Annotated in this window: 15 protein-coding genes; 6 read left to right on the plus strand and 9 right to left on the minus strand. The window is 67.5% G+C overall.

Translation table 11 applies throughout. From position 1 onward, the window contains the following. Positions 1–73: 73 nt before the first annotated feature. The 8 genes from denD to ACV22V_RS29090 all read right to left on the minus strand — a co-directional run bounded on the left by denD (position 74) and on the right by ACV22V_RS29090 (position 8,284). Positions 74–1,045 (minus strand): D-erythronate dehydrogenase, encoded by a 972-nt coding sequence (gene denD / locus ACV22V_RS29055; RefSeq protein WP_448016238.1) that lies wholly within the window; start codon positions 1,043–1,045, stop codon positions 74–76. A gap of 28 nt (positions 1,046–1,073) precedes the next feature. After that, entirely contained in the window at positions 1,074–1,850 is a 777-nt protein-coding gene (gene otnI, locus ACV22V_RS29060) for a 2-oxo-tetronate isomerase (protein ID WP_059688986.1), read from the minus strand. Between the two features lie 60 nt (positions 1,851–1,910). Continuing rightward, complete coding sequence (locus ACV22V_RS29065; RefSeq protein WP_059689008.1) at positions 1,911–3,236, minus strand: MFS transporter; 1,326 nt, start codon at positions 3,234–3,236, stop codon at positions 1,911–1,913. Positions 3,237–3,375: 139 nt separating this feature from the next. After that, entirely contained in the window at positions 3,376–4,014 is a 639-nt protein-coding gene (otnC, locus tag ACV22V_RS29070; RefSeq protein WP_059689007.1) for a 3-oxo-tetronate 4-phosphate decarboxylase, read from the minus strand. Then, a complete protein-coding gene (gene otnK / locus ACV22V_RS29075; protein WP_448016239.1) occupies positions 4,014–5,300 on the minus strand; it encodes a 3-oxo-tetronate kinase in 1,287 nt (428 codons plus the stop codon). The genes otnC and otnK overlap by 1 nt, the downstream gene beginning before the upstream one ends. Before the next feature lie 19 nt (positions 5,301–5,319). After that, entirely contained in the window at positions 5,320–6,210 is an 891-nt protein-coding gene (gene ltnD / locus ACV22V_RS29080; RefSeq protein ID WP_059466901.1) for an L-threonate dehydrogenase, read from the minus strand. Positions 6,211–6,293: 83 nt separating this feature from the next. Then, a complete protein-coding gene (locus tag ACV22V_RS29085) occupies positions 6,294–6,998 on the minus strand; it encodes a FadR/GntR family transcriptional regulator (RefSeq protein ID WP_059534092.1) in 705 nt (234 codons plus the stop codon). A 212-nt stretch (positions 6,999–7,210) separates the two neighbouring features. Continuing rightward, positions 7,211–8,284, minus strand: coding sequence for a GlxA family transcriptional regulator (locus ACV22V_RS29090; protein ID WP_059534345.1), 1,074 nt, complete (start codon positions 8,282–8,284; stop codon positions 7,211–7,213). 261 nt (positions 8,285–8,545) lie between these two features. On the opposite strand from ACV22V_RS29090, the gene ACV22V_RS29095 reads away from it, so the two are divergent. Genes ACV22V_RS29095 through ACV22V_RS29120 form a run of 6 tightly spaced genes read left to right on the plus strand, consistent with a single transcriptional unit; the run spans position 8,546 to position 15,583 of the window. Beyond that, entirely contained in the window at positions 8,546–9,931 is a 1,386-nt protein-coding gene (locus ACV22V_RS29095; protein WP_059534094.1) for an L-serine ammonia-lyase, read from the plus strand. Positions 9,932–9,946: 15 nt separating this feature from the next. Then, on the plus strand, positions 9,947–11,191 hold the full coding sequence (locus ACV22V_RS29100; RefSeq protein ID WP_006480591.1) for a sarcosine oxidase subunit beta family protein: 1,245 nt from the start codon (positions 9,947–9,949) through the stop codon (positions 11,189–11,191). Between the two features lie 28 nt (positions 11,192–11,219). Next, positions 11,220–11,519: a sarcosine oxidase subunit delta gene (locus tag ACV22V_RS29105; protein WP_059534095.1), complete on the plus strand. Its 300-nt coding sequence runs from the start codon at positions 11,220–11,222 to the stop codon at positions 11,517–11,519. Continuing rightward, positions 11,516–14,527 (plus strand): sarcosine oxidase subunit alpha family protein, encoded by a 3,012-nt coding sequence (locus ACV22V_RS29110; RefSeq protein WP_059702402.1) that lies wholly within the window; start codon positions 11,516–11,518, stop codon positions 14,525–14,527. The genes ACV22V_RS29105 and ACV22V_RS29110 overlap by 4 nt, the downstream gene beginning before the upstream one ends. After that, on the plus strand, positions 14,517–15,146 hold the full coding sequence (locus ACV22V_RS29115) for a sarcosine oxidase subunit gamma (protein ID WP_059534099.1): 630 nt from the start codon (positions 14,517–14,519) through the stop codon (positions 15,144–15,146). Before ACV22V_RS29110 ends, ACV22V_RS29115 begins: the two co-directional genes overlap by 11 nt. Then, positions 15,143–15,583, plus strand: a complete 441-nt coding sequence (locus ACV22V_RS29120) for a dihydroneopterin aldolase (protein ID WP_059452158.1) — start codon at positions 15,143–15,145, stop codon at positions 15,581–15,583. The genes ACV22V_RS29115 and ACV22V_RS29120 overlap by 4 nt, the downstream gene beginning before the upstream one ends. 220 nt (positions 15,584–15,803) lie before the next feature. On the opposite strand, the gene ACV22V_RS29125 is transcribed toward ACV22V_RS29120, so the two are convergent. Further along, complete coding sequence (locus ACV22V_RS29125) at positions 15,804–16,472, minus strand: transglycosylase SLT domain-containing protein (protein WP_448016240.1); 669 nt, start codon at positions 16,470–16,472, stop codon at positions 15,804–15,806. Between the last annotated feature and the right edge of the window lies 1 nt (position 16,473).

Consider the following 16,473-nt stretch of genomic DNA (forward strand, 5'->3'; position numbering starts at 1 on the left):
ACGACGTTGCCGGCCAGCCGGGCGGGCAGCGGTTCGCCGACGCGGCCGCTTGCCTCGCAGGCCGGCGCGGCGATCAACGTCGTTCGTCGGCGATGTAGCTGCGGATCACGTCCGCGAACGACGTGTCGCCCTTCAGGCCGAGCGCTTCGGCGCGCGTAGTGTCCCAGCGGCCCGGCCAGCTGCCGACGATCTTCTCGACGCGTTCGTCCGGCGCATGACGGATCAGCTTCACGACGTCGTCGCCCGCGACTTCGCGCAGCGCCGCGATCATTTCGTCGACCGACACCGACAGGCCGGGCAGGTTGATCACGCGCTTGTTGCCGAGCTTCTCGCTGTCGATCTCGCAACCCGCGACGAGCGCGTCGATCGCGCCGCGCGGCGACAGCAGCCACAGCCGCGTCGAACCGGGCACCGGGCACACGCTTTCCTCGCCGTTCAGCGGTTCGCGGATGATGCCGCTCGCGAACGACGACGCCGCCGCGTTCGGGCGGCCGGGCCGCACGCTGATGGTCGGCAGCCGCAGCACGCGTCCGTCGACGAAGCCGCGCCGTGCGTAGTCGCACAGAAGCAGTTCGGCGATCGCCTTCTCCGCGCCGTACGACGATTGCGGATTCAGCGCGGTGTCGTCCTGCACGACGTCGGGCAACACGCCGCCGTAGACGGCCACCGAGCTCGTGAACACGACGCGCGGACGATGGCCACGCGCGCGGCACACTTCGAGCAGCGTGCGCGACGCGTCGAGATTGATCCGCATGCCGAGATCGAAATCGGCTTCGGCCTGCCCGCTGACGATCGCCGCGAGATGGAAGATCGCGCCCGTTTGCGCGTCGATCGCGCTTTCGAGCACCGTGCGATCGGCGATGTCGCCGACGATCGACGTCACGCGCGCGTCGCCGAAATCGCTGCCCTTCACGACGTCGAGCAGCACCAGCTCGTCGATCTTGCCGGTCCGGCCGTCGGGGCCGGTCAGTTCGCCGCGCTCGAGCAGCTTGCGCGCGAGACGCTGGCCGAGAAAGCCGGCGCCGCCGGTGATCAGTACTTTCATGTTGTGAGCCCTCTTCGGAATGCGTGGATTACAGATAAGGCTTGAGCCAGCCGAGCCCTTCGGACGTGCCGGCCTTCGGGCGATACTCGCAGCCGATCCAGCCGTCGTAGCCGAGCGCGTCGATCAGCTCGAACAGATACGGGTAGTTGAGTTCGCCGATGTCCGGCTCGTGACGCTCGGGCACGCCGGCGATCTGGATGTGGCCGATGCCCGCGAAATCGCGCTTGAGCTTCATCGCGAGATCGCCTTCGACGATCTGGCAGTGATAGCAGTCGAACTGAACCTTCAGATTCGGCGCGCCGACTTCCGCGCGGATGTCGTGCGCATCGTCCTGGCGGCTCAGGAAATAGCCGGGCATGTCACGCTGGTTGATCGGCTCGATCAGGATCGTGATGCCATGTGAGGCCGCCGCCTGCGCCGCATGCCGCAGGTTCGCCACGTAGGTATCGCGATGGCGCGCGCGGTCGGCGCCCGGCGCGACCATCCCGGCCATCACGTGCAGCTTCTTGTTGCCGAGCACGCGCGCATAGTCGAGCGCCTGGTCGATGCCGCGCCGGAACTCGTCCTCGCGGCCCGGCAGCGACGCGATCCCGCGCTCGCCGGCGGCCCAGTCGCCCGGCGGCGCGTTGAAGAGCGCCTGCTCGAGGTTGTGCGCGTCGAGGCGCGCGCGAATGTCCTCGGCGGCGAAGTCGTACGGGAACAGGTACTCGACGGCCTTGAAGCCGTCGTACGAGGCAGCGGCGAAGCGTTCGAGGAACGCGTGCTCGGTGTACATCATCGAGAGGTTGGCGGCGAAGCGGGGCATGGCAGCGGGTCCTGTGAATGAATGGGGCAGGGCGCACGGCGCCCCGCGTCGAATGACGGATCAGCGGTTCACGAGTTTCGCGGGCGTGAGCCACACGGCGATCGCGCCGATCACGAGCATGGCGGCCAGCACATACATGCCGGACGCCGTGCTGTGCGTGACGTCCTTCAGGTAGCCGATCACGTACGGGCTCGCGAACCCGGCGAGGTTGCCGACCGAGTTGATGATCGCGATCCCGGCGGCCGCGGCGGAGCCGGCGAGGAACGCGGTCGGCAGCGACCAGAACAGCGGTGCGCAGGTCAGCACGCCGCCCGCCGCGAGCGACAGGAACACGATCGACACCGCCGTATTGTGCGAGTACGACGCGGCGACCGCAAACCCGACCGCGCCCATCAGCGCCGGCACGATCAGGTGCCAGCGGCGTTCGCGGCGCTTGTCCGCGCTGTGGCCGAACAGGTTCATCACGACGATCGCGACGACGAACGGAATCGCCGACAGCAGGCCGATCTGCAACGTATCGGTGATGCCGGTCGACTTGACGAGCGTCGGCATCCAGAACGTGAGACCGTACTGACCGGTGACGAACGCGAAGTAGATCAGCGACATCCACCACATGCGCGGATCGGAGAACACGGCCTTCAGCGAATGGCCGTGCTGTTGCTGTTCCTGCGGCTGCGCGGCGATTTCATCCTCGAGGATCTGCTTCTCGCGCTCGTCGAGCCACTTCGCGCTGCGGATGCTGTTGTCGAGATACAGGATCGTCGCGATGCCGACGAGCACGGCCGGCACGGCCTCGATCATGAACATCCATTGCCAGCCGTGGAAGCCCGAGCCGCCGTGGAAGCGCTCCATGATCCAGCCCGACAGCGGGTTGCCGAAGATGCCCGACACCGGAATCGCCGACATGAACACCGCGATGATCTTCGCGCGGCGATGCGACGGGAACCAGTACGTGAGGTACAGGATCACGCCCGGATAGAAGCCGGCTTCCGCGAGACCGAGCAGGAAGCGCAGCACGTAGAACTGCGTCGGCGTCTTCACGAATGCGAACAGCGCGGACAACAGGCCCCACGTGATCATGATCCGCGCGATCCAGATGCGCGCGCCGATGCGGTGCATCAGCATGTTGCTCGGCAGTTCGAACAGGAAGTAGCCGAGGAAGAAGATGCCGGCGCCGAGGCCGAACACGGTTTCGCTGAACGCGAGGTCCTGCGACATCTGCAGCTTCGCGAAGCCGACGTTGACGCGATCGAGATACGCGACCACGTAGCAGAGCATCAGGAACGGCACGATGCGCCAGAACACTTTTTTGTAGGTGCGGTCGAGTTCGGCCGATTGGGCGGGCGCGGCGGGCGAGCGGCCTGCGGCCGCGTCGAGAGCAGTCATCGTCGTCTCCTGGGATGTCATGTGCCGGCGGCGCGCACGCCGTCGGATTGTGTCGTGTGTGCTGATGGAAGGGCCCGCGCACACGGCGGGCATGGGAATCGGTACGTAGTCCTGCGAGATCCGGGCGCGATACGTTGCGTTACCAGCGTGCGCCGAAGGTCTGGCGCAGCTCGTCGAGCGCGGCGTCGGACAGCGGCTCGGGCTTCGGGTTCGTCATCAGCCAAAGCCGCGCGGTTTCCTCGAGTTCCTCGAGCGCGTACGACGCGTGCGACACCGACTGCCCCCACATCACCGGGCCGAGGCGGTCGAGCAGCACGCCGCGAACCTGATCGGCGAGTGCCGCGACTTCGGCCGCGACGGCCGGGTCGCCGGGGCGGCGATAGCGGATCAGCGGAATGTGGCCGACCTTCATCACGTAGTACGGCGTGATCGGCGGCAGCACGTCGGTGTCGCGCCATACGCCCGCGAGCGTCAGCGCGACGAGGTGCGTCGAATGCGTATGGACGATGCCGTGCGCCTGCGCGTTGCGCGCGTAGATTCCGCGATGCAGCGCGAGCGTCTTCGACGGCTTGCCGCCCGAGCGCGGCTGGCCGTCCAGGCCGACCTTCGCGATGTCGTTCGGGTCGAGGCGGCCGAGGCAGGCATCGGTCGGCGTGATCAGCCAGCCGTCGTCCAGACGCGCGCTGATGTTGCCGGCGCTGCCGACTGCGTGGCCGCGCGCATACAGGCTCGCGCCGACGACGCAGATCTCTTCGCGCAGTTTCGCTTCGTGGCTCATCATGCGGCTCCGTCGAGCGCGCGCAGCGCCTTGTCGAAAAAGTCCACCGTGCCGAAGTTGCCGGATTTCAGCGCGAGGCCGAGCGGCTGCGCGTCGATGGTGGCCGTCGCCGGCACGCCCGGATCGATCTGCGCACCGATCTGCAGCGACTTCACGTCGAGCGCCTGCACGACCGCGCCGGACGTCTCGCCACCGGCGACGACGAACTTGCGCACGCCGAGCTCGCGCAAGCCCCTGGCGATCGCCGCGAGCGTGCTCTCGACGAGATGGCCGGCTGCCTCGACGCCGAGCGCCTGCTGGACGGCCTTCACTTCGTCGGGTGTCGCGGTCGCGTAGATCAGCACGGGTTGCGGCAGGTGCGAGCGTGCGAACGCGAGTGCGGCGTCGACGACGGGCTCGCCGCGCGAGGCCGCGAGCGGATCGATCCGGAAGCTCGGCCGGCTTTCGCGCCACGCGGCGACCTGGGCGTTGGTTGCCTTCGACGCGCTGCCGGCGAGCACCGCCGACAACCCGTCGATGCGCGGCAGCGAGGCCGCGTTGTCGCGCTCGGGCAGCTGATCCGCGCGACGGAAATTCGCGGGCAGGCCGAGGGCGACGCCCGAGCCGCCGGTGACGAGCGGCAGGCCCGCGCACGCTTCGCCGAGCACGTAGAGGTCGCGATCCGACAGCGCGTCGGCGATCGCGAAGCGCGCGCCTTCCGCGCGCAGATGCTCGATCCGCGTGCGCACGGCGGCCGCGCCCAGCGCGATCGTGTCGTAGCGGATCAGGCCGACCTGCGATTTCGTTTGCCGCTGCAGCACGCGCACGAGGTTGGCGTCCTTCATCGGCGTGAGCGGGTGGTTCTCCATGCCCGATTCGTTCAGCAGCACGTCGCCGACGAAGAGGTGGCCGCGGAAGATCGTGCGGCCGTTCTCCGGGAACGCCGGACACGCGATCGCGAAGCCGCCGCCGGCCGCATCGAGCAGCGCATCGGCGACGGGCCCGATGTTGCCCGCGTCGGTCGAGTCGAACGTCGAGCAGTACTTGAAGAAGAATTGCCGGCAGCCCTGCGCGCGCAGCCATTCGTGGGCGGCGAGCGATTGCGCGACGGCGTCGGCGGCGGGAATCGTGCGCGACTTCAGCGCGACGACGATCGCGTCGGCGTCGACTGCGGCGTCGCCGGCGGGCACGCCGATCGTCTGCACGGTACGCATGCCGCTCTTGACGAGCATGTTCGCGAGATCGGTCGCGCCGGTGAAATCGTCGGCGATGCAGCCGAGCAGGGGACGGGAAGCGGAAGCGGTCATGGCAGGAACGTCGTTCGAATCAGCGGGCGGGCGGCAGCGTGATGCCGGGGAAAGTCTTGATCACGGCGGAATCGTCCTCGCCGCCGTGGCCGGCGCTCGACGCGCTCATGAACATCTGGTGCGCGGTGGCCGACAGCGGCAGCGGGAACTTGCTGCGCCGCGCGGTATCGAGCACGAGGCCGAGATCCTTCACGAAGATGTCGACGGCCGACAGCGGCGTGTAGTCGCCGTTCAGGATGTGCGGCACGCGGTTCTCGAACATCCACGAGTTGCCGGCGCTGTGCGTGATCACGTCGTAGAGCGCGTCGGCATCGACGCCTTCGCGCAGGCCCAGGGCCATCGCCTCGGCGGCCGCCGCGATATGCACGCCGGCCAGCAGCTGGTTGATGATCTTCACCTTCGAGCCGATGCCGTGCGCGTCGCCGAGGCGATACACCTTGCCGGCGATCGCGTCGAGCACGTCGTCGCAGCCGGCATACGCGGCGGCGGGGCCCGACGTCATCATCGTCATCTCGCCGGAGGCCGCGCGCGCGGCGCCGCCGGATACCGGCGCGTCGAGCATCTGCAGGCCCGCGGCCTCGATGCGCGCGCCGAGCGCGACCGCGAAGTCGGGCGCGACGGTCGCGCTCGCGATCACGACGCCGCCCGGCTTCATCGCCGCGACCGCGCCGTGTTCGCCGAACAGCACCGTTTCGGTCTGCGCGGCATTGACGACGAGCGTGACGACGACATCGCATCGCGCGCCGAGTTCGGCCGGGCTCGCGCAGGCCACGCCGCCTTCGGCCGCGAACGCCTGCAGCACGGTGTCGCGCACGTCGCATGCGTGCACGCGGAACCCCGCGCGCAGCAGCGAGCGGGCGACGCCGAGGCCCATCGCGCCGAGGCCGATGACTCCAACATTTCGTGACATGGTCAACCTTGATCGATTCGGGAAAGGTTCGGGACAACGACGGCACCGGTTCGGCCCGGGCCGCCGCATTCAGCAATCGTTCATCAGCAGATGCCGGCTTCCGCGAGACGGCGGGCGGCGTTGTACATGTGCGTGCGCGCCGCATTGCGCGCCGCCATCGGGTCGCGCGCGCGGATCGCGTCGGCGATCGCCGCGTGTTCCTCGCGCACCTGCCGCGAGAAATCCTCGCGCGTCGCTTCGTTGCGCCGCGTGACCTTCACGCCGGCCTCGAGGTACTGGTTCAGAAACTGCAGCGTCTTCAGGAAATACGGGTTGCCGGTGACGGCCGCGATCGTGCGGTGGAAGGCGACGTCTTCCGCGACGCCGTCGCGCCCTTCGGCCGCCGCGTCGTCGATCTTGCGCAATGCGTCGTCGATGTCGGCCATGTCGTCGGCCGTGTGGTGCAGCGCGGCTTCGGCCGCGACTTCAGCCTCGATCGCGCGGCGCACCGCGAGCAGGTGCGGCAGCGAGCTCGCCTCGACGGCTTCCGCGTAGTCGATCCGCAGCGGCCGGATCGCGCCGTGCTGGTTCACGTATACGCCGCTGCCCTGGCGCGGCTCGACCACGCCTTCGTTCTTCAGCCGCGAGATCGCCTCGCGGATCACGGTGCGGCTCACGCCGAATTCCTGCGCGAGCACGGCTTCCGTCGGCAGCTTGCCGGTGGCCGAGAAACTGCCGACTTCGATCTGCTTCAGCAGCTGCTGCGCGACGTGGTCGCTCATCGCACGGGCGGGAATCTTCTCGAACATGGCGCTCTGGTTTGTAAGGTGATGTGGTCATCATACAAATTTGAAGGTGCGTCAGCATCCGGGATAACCCTCGGTCAACGGGCTGCAACGTCGGTCAAGTTGATTGGAACCGGTTCCAAGTGGCGGGAAAATGCCGCGATCGTGCGACGTCCAAGCGCGGGCAGGAGAAGGAAAGGGCGGGAAAGGGCGCGCGCGGGCGACGCGCGCGATCGTCAGTCGGCGATGTCTTCGACGGGATCGGAATCGGCGGTCACCGGCACGCCGGCTTCTGCGCCGTCCCCGCCGCGCTCGCGATAGGTCGCCGGCGGCACGCCGAACTGCTTGCGGAACTCGCGGCCGAGGTGCGACGCGTCGGCGAACCCGCAACTCGACGCGATATCGGCGACGGTGCGGTCGGAGCTGGTCAGCAGCCACGCGGCCGTGCGCAGCCGCACCTGCTTCGCGAACGCCTGCGGGCTCTTGCCCGTCTCGGCCTTGAACAGCCGCTCGAGCTGGCGCGTCGACATGTCGAGCTTGCACGCGAGTTCCTCGAGCGGCAGCGCGCGGCCGACATGCTGTTCCATCAGGAGAATCGCGCGCTTGACCTTCGGGTGCGTGGCCGGCTCGAGGCCCGGCGGATGCGGCTGCGGCGCATTGCCCTTCTGCATCTCGCCGACGAGCAGGATGCGCAGTGCCTTCTGCACGGTCGCATGATCGAAATGGCGCAGCAGGATCGCGGCGGCGACGTCGATCGACGCGCGGCCGCCCGAGCAGGTGATCCGGCGCCGGTCGATCACGAACAGGCGATCGGCGATCAGCATGTCGGGATCGGCGTTCGGGAAGCGCTCGATGAAATCCCAGTAGTGGAACCAGCTCACGCACGTGCGGTAGCCGTCGAGCACGTTCGCGCGCATCAGCGTGAACACGCCCGTGCAGATCCCGACGACCGTCGCGCCGCCCGTCGCCGCGCGGCGGATGAAGTCGAGCGTCTCGGGGCCGGCTTGCGGCCCCGAATGCAGCAGCCCGCCGACCACGACCACGTAGTCGAACGGTTCGGCGCTCTCGAAGGTTTCCCACGGCGTGATCTGGATCCCGCAACTCGCGCGCACCGGCGCCAGCGTTTCGCCGATCACGCTCCACGCGCAGCGCACCGGCTTGCTGTAGTCGCCGTCGTCGGCCGACAGCCGCAGCATGTCGACGAAACCCGAAAAGGCCGTGAGCGTGAAGTTCGGCAGCAGCACGATGCCGAAACGGATGCGCTGCGGCGCGGGTTCGGCGAGGGGGGAAGCGGGTACGTCGGGTGTCATCGCGGTCAATCTCGTCACGCCGGGAAGGCGGGTCTCACTCGTTGCAGTCTGTTCGCGGGCACGGTTGCCGGCTGGCGCGCGCGCCGGCCGACTTGTGGTTTTTCGTCGTCAATCATCGTCAAAACGCACTTTCCGACCGTCCTGCGCGGGGCTTGGCGGCGGTATCCCACGCCGATGCCGTTTTTGTTCTATCGGCCAATTTTACGCTTTGATGTACTGATGCCAACGACATTTCACGTACGCCCACCCAGAGGAAGTCAGATGAACGTCAGCGCGTTCGACCTGTTCAAGATCGGTATCGGCCCGTCCAGCTCGCATACGGTCGGCCCGATGATCGCCGCGTGCCGCTTCGCGTCGCACATCGAGGACGCGAACCTGCTCGGCTTCGTGCGCCGCGTGCGGGTCGAACTATACGGCTCGCTCGGTGCAACGGGCAAGGGCCACGGCACCGACAAGGCGGTGCTGCTCGGCCTCGAGGGTCATTTGCCCGACACGATCGATCCGGACCTGATCGAGCCCCGGCTCGCGGCGATCCGCGCGGAGAAGTCGCTGGCGCTGCTCGGCAAGCAGACGATTCGCTTCGACGAGAAGGAGAACATCGGTTTCTATCGCAAGCTGATGAGCGGCACCAGCATCGTCCATCCGAACGGGATGCGCTTCCAGGCGTTCGACGAGCACGGCCAGTTGCTCGTCGAGAAGGAGTATTACTCGATCGGCGGCGGCTTCGTCGTGAACCGCGACGGCGATCGCGTGAACGGCGTGCGTGCTGCGGCCGACGTGCCGTATCCGTTCCGCACCGGCGACGACCTGATGCGCCAGTGCCGCGAACACGGGCTGTCGATCGCCGAGCTGATGCTGCGCAACGAATGCACGCTGCGTCCGGAAGACGAGGTGCGCGGCGGGCTGCTCGCGATCTGGCGCACGATGGCCGCGTGCGTCGAGCGCGGCTGCAAGGTCGAGGGCGAACTGCCGGGCCCGATGCGCGTGAAGCGTCGCGCGGCCGAACTGAACGGGCGCCTGCGGGCGCGTTCGGAGGAGTCGCTGCGCGATCCGCTGTCGATGCTCGACTGGGTCAACCTGTATGCAATGGCCGTCAACGAGGAGAACGCGGCGGGCGGCCGGGTCGTCACCGCGCCCACGAACGGCGCGGCCGGCGTGATCCCCGCGGTGCTGCACTACTACGTGAAGTTCGTGCCGGGCTCGAACGAAGCCGGCATCGTCGAATTCCTGCTGACGGCCGCGGCGATCGGGATCATCTACAAGGAAACGGCGTCGATCTCGGGCGCGGAAGTCGGCTGCCAGGGCGAAGTGGGCGTCGCGTGCTCGATGGCCGCGGCCGCGCTCGCCGCGGTGATGGGCGGCACGCCCGACCAGGTCGAGAACGCGGCCGAGATCGGGATGGAGCACAACCTCGGCATGACCTGCGATCCGGTTGGCGGGCTCGTGCAGATTCCGTGCATCGAACGCAACGCGATGGGCGCGATCAAGGCGCTGAACGCATCGCGGATGGCGCTCAAGGGTAACGGCCAGCACTACGTATCGCTCGATTCGGTGATCAAGACGATGCGCGAGACGGGTGCCGACATGAAGACGAAATACAAGGAAACGTCGCGCGGCGGTCTCGCCGTGAACGTCATCGAATGCTAACGAAGGATCACTAACATGAGCCGCTACTCGATATTCAGCCTGTTCCGCAACGGCCTCTCGTATCACGAGAACTGGGAAAAGCAGTGGAAGAGCCCGGAACCGAAGAAGGAATACGACGTCGTGATCGTCGGCGGCGGCGGCCACGGCCTCGCGACCGCGTATTACCTCGCGAAGGAACACGGCATCACGAACGTCGCGATCCTCGAGAAAGGCTGGATCGGCGGCGGCAACACTGCGCGCAACACGACGATCGTGCGCTCGAACTACCTGTGGGACGAATCGGCCGCGCTGTACGAGAAGGCGATGAAGCTGTGGGAAGGGCTGTCGCAGGACCTCAACTACAACGTGATGTTCAGCCAGCGCGGCGTGATGAACCTCGCGCATACGCTGCAGGACGTGCGTGACACCGAGCGTCGCGTGAACGCGAACCGCCTGAACGGCGTCGACGCCGAGTTCCTGACGCCCGCGCAGATCAAGGAAATCGAGCCGACGATCAACCTGAACAGCCGCTATCCGGTGCTCGGCGCATCGATCCAGCGCCGTGCGGGCGTCGCGCGTCACGACGCGGTGGCCTGGGGCTTCGCCCGCGGCGCCGACCGCGCCGGCGTCGACATCATCCAGAACTGCCAGGTGACGGGCATTCGTCGCGAAGGCGGCGCGGTGGTCGGCGTCGATACGGTGAAGGGCTTCATCAAGGCGAAGAAGGTCGCGGTGGTCGCAGCCGGCAACACGACGACGCTCGCCGACATGGCCGGCGTGCGCCTGCCGATCGAGAGCCACCCGCTGCAGGCGCTGGTGTCGGAGCCGATCAAGCCGGTGGTCAACTCGGTGATCATGTCGAACGCGGTGCACGCGTACATCAGCCAGTCCGACAAGGGCGACCTCGTGATCGGCGCGGGTATCGACCAGTACACGGGCTTCGGCCAGCGCGGCAGCTTCCACATCATCGAAAGCACGCTGCAGGCGATCGTCGAGATGTTCCCGGTGTTTTCGCGCGTGCGAATGAACCGCCAGTGGGGCGGCATCGTCGACGTGTCGCCGGACGCGTGCCCGATCATCACCAAGACCGACGTGAAGGGCCTCTATTTCAACTGCGGCTGGGGCACCGGCGGCTTCAAGGCGACGCCGGGCTCGGGCTGGGTGTTCGCGCACACGATCGCCCGCGACGAACCGCATCCGCTGAACGCGCCGTTCGCGCTCGACCGCTTCTACACGGGCCACCTGATCGACGAGCACGGCGCCGCCGCCGTCGCGCACTGACCCCCGCACTGAACGAGGAGAAAGAAACATGTTGCTGATCGAATGTCCGTGGTGCGGGCCGCGCGCCGAATCCGAGTTCACGTGCGGCGGTGAAGCCGACATCGTGCGCCCGGTTGCGAACGAGAACATGACCGACCGCGAATGGGGCGAATACGTGTTCATGCGCGAGAACAAGCGCGGTATCCACCGCGAGCAGTGGCTGCACACGCAGGGCTGCCGCCGCTGGTTCAAGGTCACGCGCGACACGGTGACCTACGATATCAAGGGCTACGAAAAGTTCGGTGGCGCAGCCGCCGGCAACGCACACGAAGAGGGCACGAGCAAATGAGCCAGAAAGACCGCCTCGGCACCGGTGGCCGCATCAATCGCGCGATTCCGCTGACGTTCACGTTCAACGGCCGCACGTATCAGGGCTTCCAGGGCGACACGCTCGCGTCCGCGCTGCTCGCGAACGGCGTGCACTTCGTCGCGCGCAGCTTCAAGTACCACCGTCCGCGCGGGATCGTGACGGCGGACGTCGCGGAACCGAATGCCGTCGTGCAGCTCGAGACCGGCCCGTACACGGTGCCGAACGCGCGCGCGACCGAGATCGAGCTGTACCAGGGCCTCGTCGCGACGAGCGTGAACGCGGCGCCGTCGCTCGAGAACGACAAGTACGCGATCAACCAGAAGTTCTCGCGCTTCATGCCGGCCGGGTTCTACTACAAGACCTTCATGTGGCCGCGCAACATGTGGCCGAAGTACGAGGAGAAGATCCGCGAGGCCGCCGGCCTCGGCAAGGCGCCCGAGGTGCTCGACGCCGATCGCTACGACAAATGCTACGCGCACTGCGACGTGCTCGTGGTCGGCGGTGGCCCGTCGGGCCTCGCCGCCGCGCATGCGGCCGCGACGGCCGGCGCACGCGTGATTCTCGTCGACGACCAGCGCGAACTCGGCGGCAGCCTGCTGTCGTGCCGCGCGGAAATCGACGCGAAGCCGGCATTGCAGTGGGTCGAGAAGATCGAGGCCGAACTGCGCAAGCTGCCCGACGTGACGATCCTGTCGCGCAGCACCGCGTTCGGTTATCAGGACCACAACCTGGTGACGGTCACGCAGCGCCTGACCGATCACCAGCCGGTGTCGATGCGCAAGGGCACGCGCGAGCTGCTGTGGAAGGTCCGCGCGAAGCGCGTGATCCTCGCGACCGGCGCGCACGAGCGTCCGATCGTGTTCGGCAACAACGACCTGCCGGGCGTGATGCTCGCCGGCGCGGTGTCCACCTACGTGCATCGCTACGGCGTGCTGCCGGGCCGCAACGTGGTCGTGTTCACGAACAACGATCGTGCATACCAGACCGCGCTCGACCTGAAGGCGTGCGGCGCCAAGGTGACGGTCGTCGATTCGCGTGCGTCGTCGAGCGGCGCGCTGCCCGCGGCCGCGAAGCGGCAGGGCGTGACGGTGATGAGCGGTGCGGTCGTGACGGCTGCTTCGGGTAAGTGGCGCGTATCGTCGGTCGACGTCGCGTCCTACACGAACGGCCAGACCGGCGGCAAGCTGCAGTCGCTGCCGTGCGACCTCGTCGCGATGTCGGGCGGCTTCAGCCCGGTGCTGCACCTGTTCGCGCAGTCGGGCGGCAAGGCGTGCTGGAACGACGAGAAGGCCTGCTTCCTGCCGGGCAAGCCCGTGCAGGCGGAAGCGAGCATCGGCGCGGCCGCTGGCGAGTTCGGTCTCGCCCGTGCGCTGCGGCTCGCGGTCGACGCGGGCGCCGAAGCGGCGAAGGCAGCGGGCTTCACGGCCGCGCAGCGCCCCGTCGCGCCGCAGGTCGCGGAAACCGTCGAAGGCGCGCTGCAGCCGTTGTGGCTCGTCGGCAGCCGCGAGGCCGCCGCACGCGGGCCGAAGCAGTTCGTCGACTTCCAGAACGACGTGGCGGCCGCCGACATCCTGCTGGCCGCGCGCGAAGGCTTCGAGTCGGTCGAGCACGTGAAGCGCTACACCGCGATGGGCTTCGGCACCGACCAGGGCAAGCTCGGCAACATCAACGGGATGGCGATCCTCGCGCAGGCGCTCGGCAAGACGATTCCGGAAACGGGCACGACGACGTTCCGCCCGAACTACACGCCCGTGTCGTTCGGTACGTTCGCGGGCCGCGAGACGGGCGACTTCCTCGACCCGATCCGCAAGACGGCCGTGCATGAATGGCACGTCGAGCACGGCGCGATGTTCGAAGACGTCGGCAACTGGAAGCGGCCGTGGTATTTCCCGAAGAACGGCGAGGATCTGCATGCGGCCGTGAAGCGCGAATGCCTGGCGGTGCGCAATGGCGTCGGCATCCTCGACGCGTCGACGCTCGGCAAGATCGACATCCAGGGTCCGGACGCGGTGAAGCTGCTGAACTGGATGTACACGAACCCGTGGAACAAGCTCGAGATCGGCAAGTGCCGCTACGGGCTGATGCTCGACGAAAACGGGATGGTGTTCGACGACGGCGTGACGGTGCGCCTCGCCGACCAGCATTTCATGATGACGACGACCACGGGTGGCGCGGCGCGCGTGCTCACGTGGCTCGAGCGCTGGCTGCAGACCGAATGGCCCGACATGAAGGTGCGGCTCGCGTCCGTCACCGATCACTGGGCGACGTTCGCGGTGGTCGGCCCGAAGAGCCGCAAGGTCGTGCAGAAGGTGTGCCAGGACATCGACTTCGGCAACGACGCGTTCCCGTTCATGAGCTACCGGAACGGCACCGTCGCGGGCGCGAAGGCGCGCGTGATGCGGATCAGCTTCTCCGGCGAACTCGCCTATGAAGTGAACGTGCCGGCCAATGCGGGCCGCGCGGTGTGGGAAGCGCTGATGGCGGCCGGTGCCGAGTTCGACATCACGCCGTACGGCACCGAGACGATGCACGTGCTGCGCGCGGAGAAGGGCTACATCATCGTCGGCCAGGATACCGACGGCTCGATCACGCCGTACGACCTCGGGATGGGCGGGCTCGTCGCGAAGTCGAAGGACTTCCTCGGCAAGCGTTCGCTGTCGCGCTCCGATACGCAGAAGGAAGGCCGCAAGCAGTTCGTCGGCCTGCTGACCGAGGACGAACAGTTCGTGCTGCCGGAAGGCGCGCAGATCATCGCGAAGGACACGCAGGTGTCGGCGGTCGATCCGACGCCGATGATCGGCCACGTGACGTCGAGTTATTACAGCCCGATCCTGAAGCGCTCGATCGCGCTGGCGGTGGTGAAGGGCGGCCTGAACAAGATGGGCGAGAGCGTCGTGATTCCGCTGGCCAACGGCAAGCGCGTCACCGCGAAGATCTCGAGCCCGGTTTTCTACGATACCGAAGGGGTGCGCCAGCATGTGGAATGAAACCAGAAACCAGTCGCAAGTGGCGGGCGCGGGCGTGACGCTTGAATCGCCGTTCGTCGGCGCGGCCGATGTGCTGAAGCCGCACCAGGCGCGCGCGTCGAAGAAGTTCATGCTGCGCGAGCGGGCGTTCCTCGATCTCGTGAACGTGCGCGGCGAACTGAGCGACCCGGCATTCGTCAGCGCGTTCGAGCGCGTGGTCGGCTGCCGGCCGCCGTCGGCACCGAACACGGTGGCGCGCGGTGCCGAGTACGACGTGCTGTGGCTCGGTCCCGACGAGTGGCTCGTGCGTTCGAACGGGCCCGTGCAGGCGGGCGTGCTCGAGGCGCAACTCGCGGAGGCCGTGCAGGGTTCGTATGCGGCGGCCGTCGACGTCGGCAGCGGCTACACGGTGGTCGAGGTCAGCGGCGAACGCGTGCGCGACGTGATCGCGCGCGGCTGCCCGCTCGATCTGCATCCGCGTGTGCTCAAGCCGGGTCAGTGCGCGCAGTCGCACTACTTCAAGTCGCCGATCACGCTGATCCCGACCGGCGACGATACGTTCGAGATCGTCCTGCGTCGCAGCTTCGCCGACTATTTCGTGCGCATCATGCTCGACGCCGCGGCGCCGCTCGTATCATGAAGCCGTTCGACGAACCGTTCGTGGCGATCGACGCGCCGCGCCTGCGCGGGCGTGGCTGGAGCGTGTTCGTCGACGAACTGAAGGTGCCCGCGCGGATCGGCATCCACGCGCACGAGCACGAGGCGCCGCAGCCGATCGTGATCGACGCGCGGCTCGGGTATCGCTGCGAGCCGAGCGAGCAGGGCGAGTGGATCGACTACGACGGCTACTGCGCACGCGTCGCGTCGTTCCTGTCGCACAAGCCGCATACGCGGCTGCTCGAAACGCTCGTCGCCGATCTCGCGGTGATGTCGTTCCGCGAATGGCCCGCGCTGGAGTCGCTGACGCTGTCGATGTACAAGCCGAAGATCCGGCCGGGGACGAAGCGCGTCGGCGTGTCCCTCGACTGGACGCGTGGGGATTACCTGCGGTGGACGGGAGCGGCGGGACAGCTGTGACGGGTTGAGCAGTCCGTATCGTCTCAAGGCGGCGCGTCATGACGAAGTCACGACGCGCCGATTCCCGTCCATGCGATGACCGAAACGCGTTTGCTGTCTGCGAAAACACAGCATTTCATCGAGTTTCTGCGTGCGCATTTCGCGCGCGAGTGATGGACGGTCGATGTGTAATGTCGCGCGTCGTGCCGCTTCAGGATCCCACGTGCGGTGCGCAGTGCGCTTACTTCGCGTTGCGGCTCGCGGCGGGTGCCGCGGTCGACGGATCGCTGACCGGCACCATGCGCGCGTTCGTATCGTTCGCGCGCTTCGCGCCGTCTTCGGGTTCGAGCACGAAGCGGAACGTGTCGACCCGCTGCATCACCTTCGCCGCATACGCATTCGATCCGCCGTAGCTTTTCAGCCCGGCCTGCACGTTGCCGCCGGCCGCCCGCACATAGCCCGACAGGATCTTCGAGCCGGCTTCGACGTTCGCATTCGGTTCGGTCAGGTCTTTCACGTTGCGCAGCATGCCGCGGTGCGCGGAAGGCACCACCTGCATCAGCCCGGTCGCGCCATGCTGGCCGCGCGCCTTTTCCCGGAAGCGCGATTCGATCGAGATGATGGCGTAAACGAGTGCCGGAGGCAGCGAATATTTCGTCGCGGTCATGCTCACGATATCGGCGAGCTTCGCGGCGCGCTCTTTCGCGACACCGAATTTCTTCGTCAGGTAGGACGTGATGCGGCGGTTTGCTTCGTTAGGCTGATCGTTCGCGAGCGGGGCGGAGGCCTCGGCCGGCGCGGATGCGGCCGCTTCGGGCGCGGAGGCAGGCAATGCGGGCGCCTGCTGCGCCGAGGCCTGGTGCGCGATGCCGAGCGAAAGCACGATCAGCCAGAGAAACCGTCGTCGCATG

This window comes from Burkholderia sp. AW33-5, assembly GCF_053427615.1.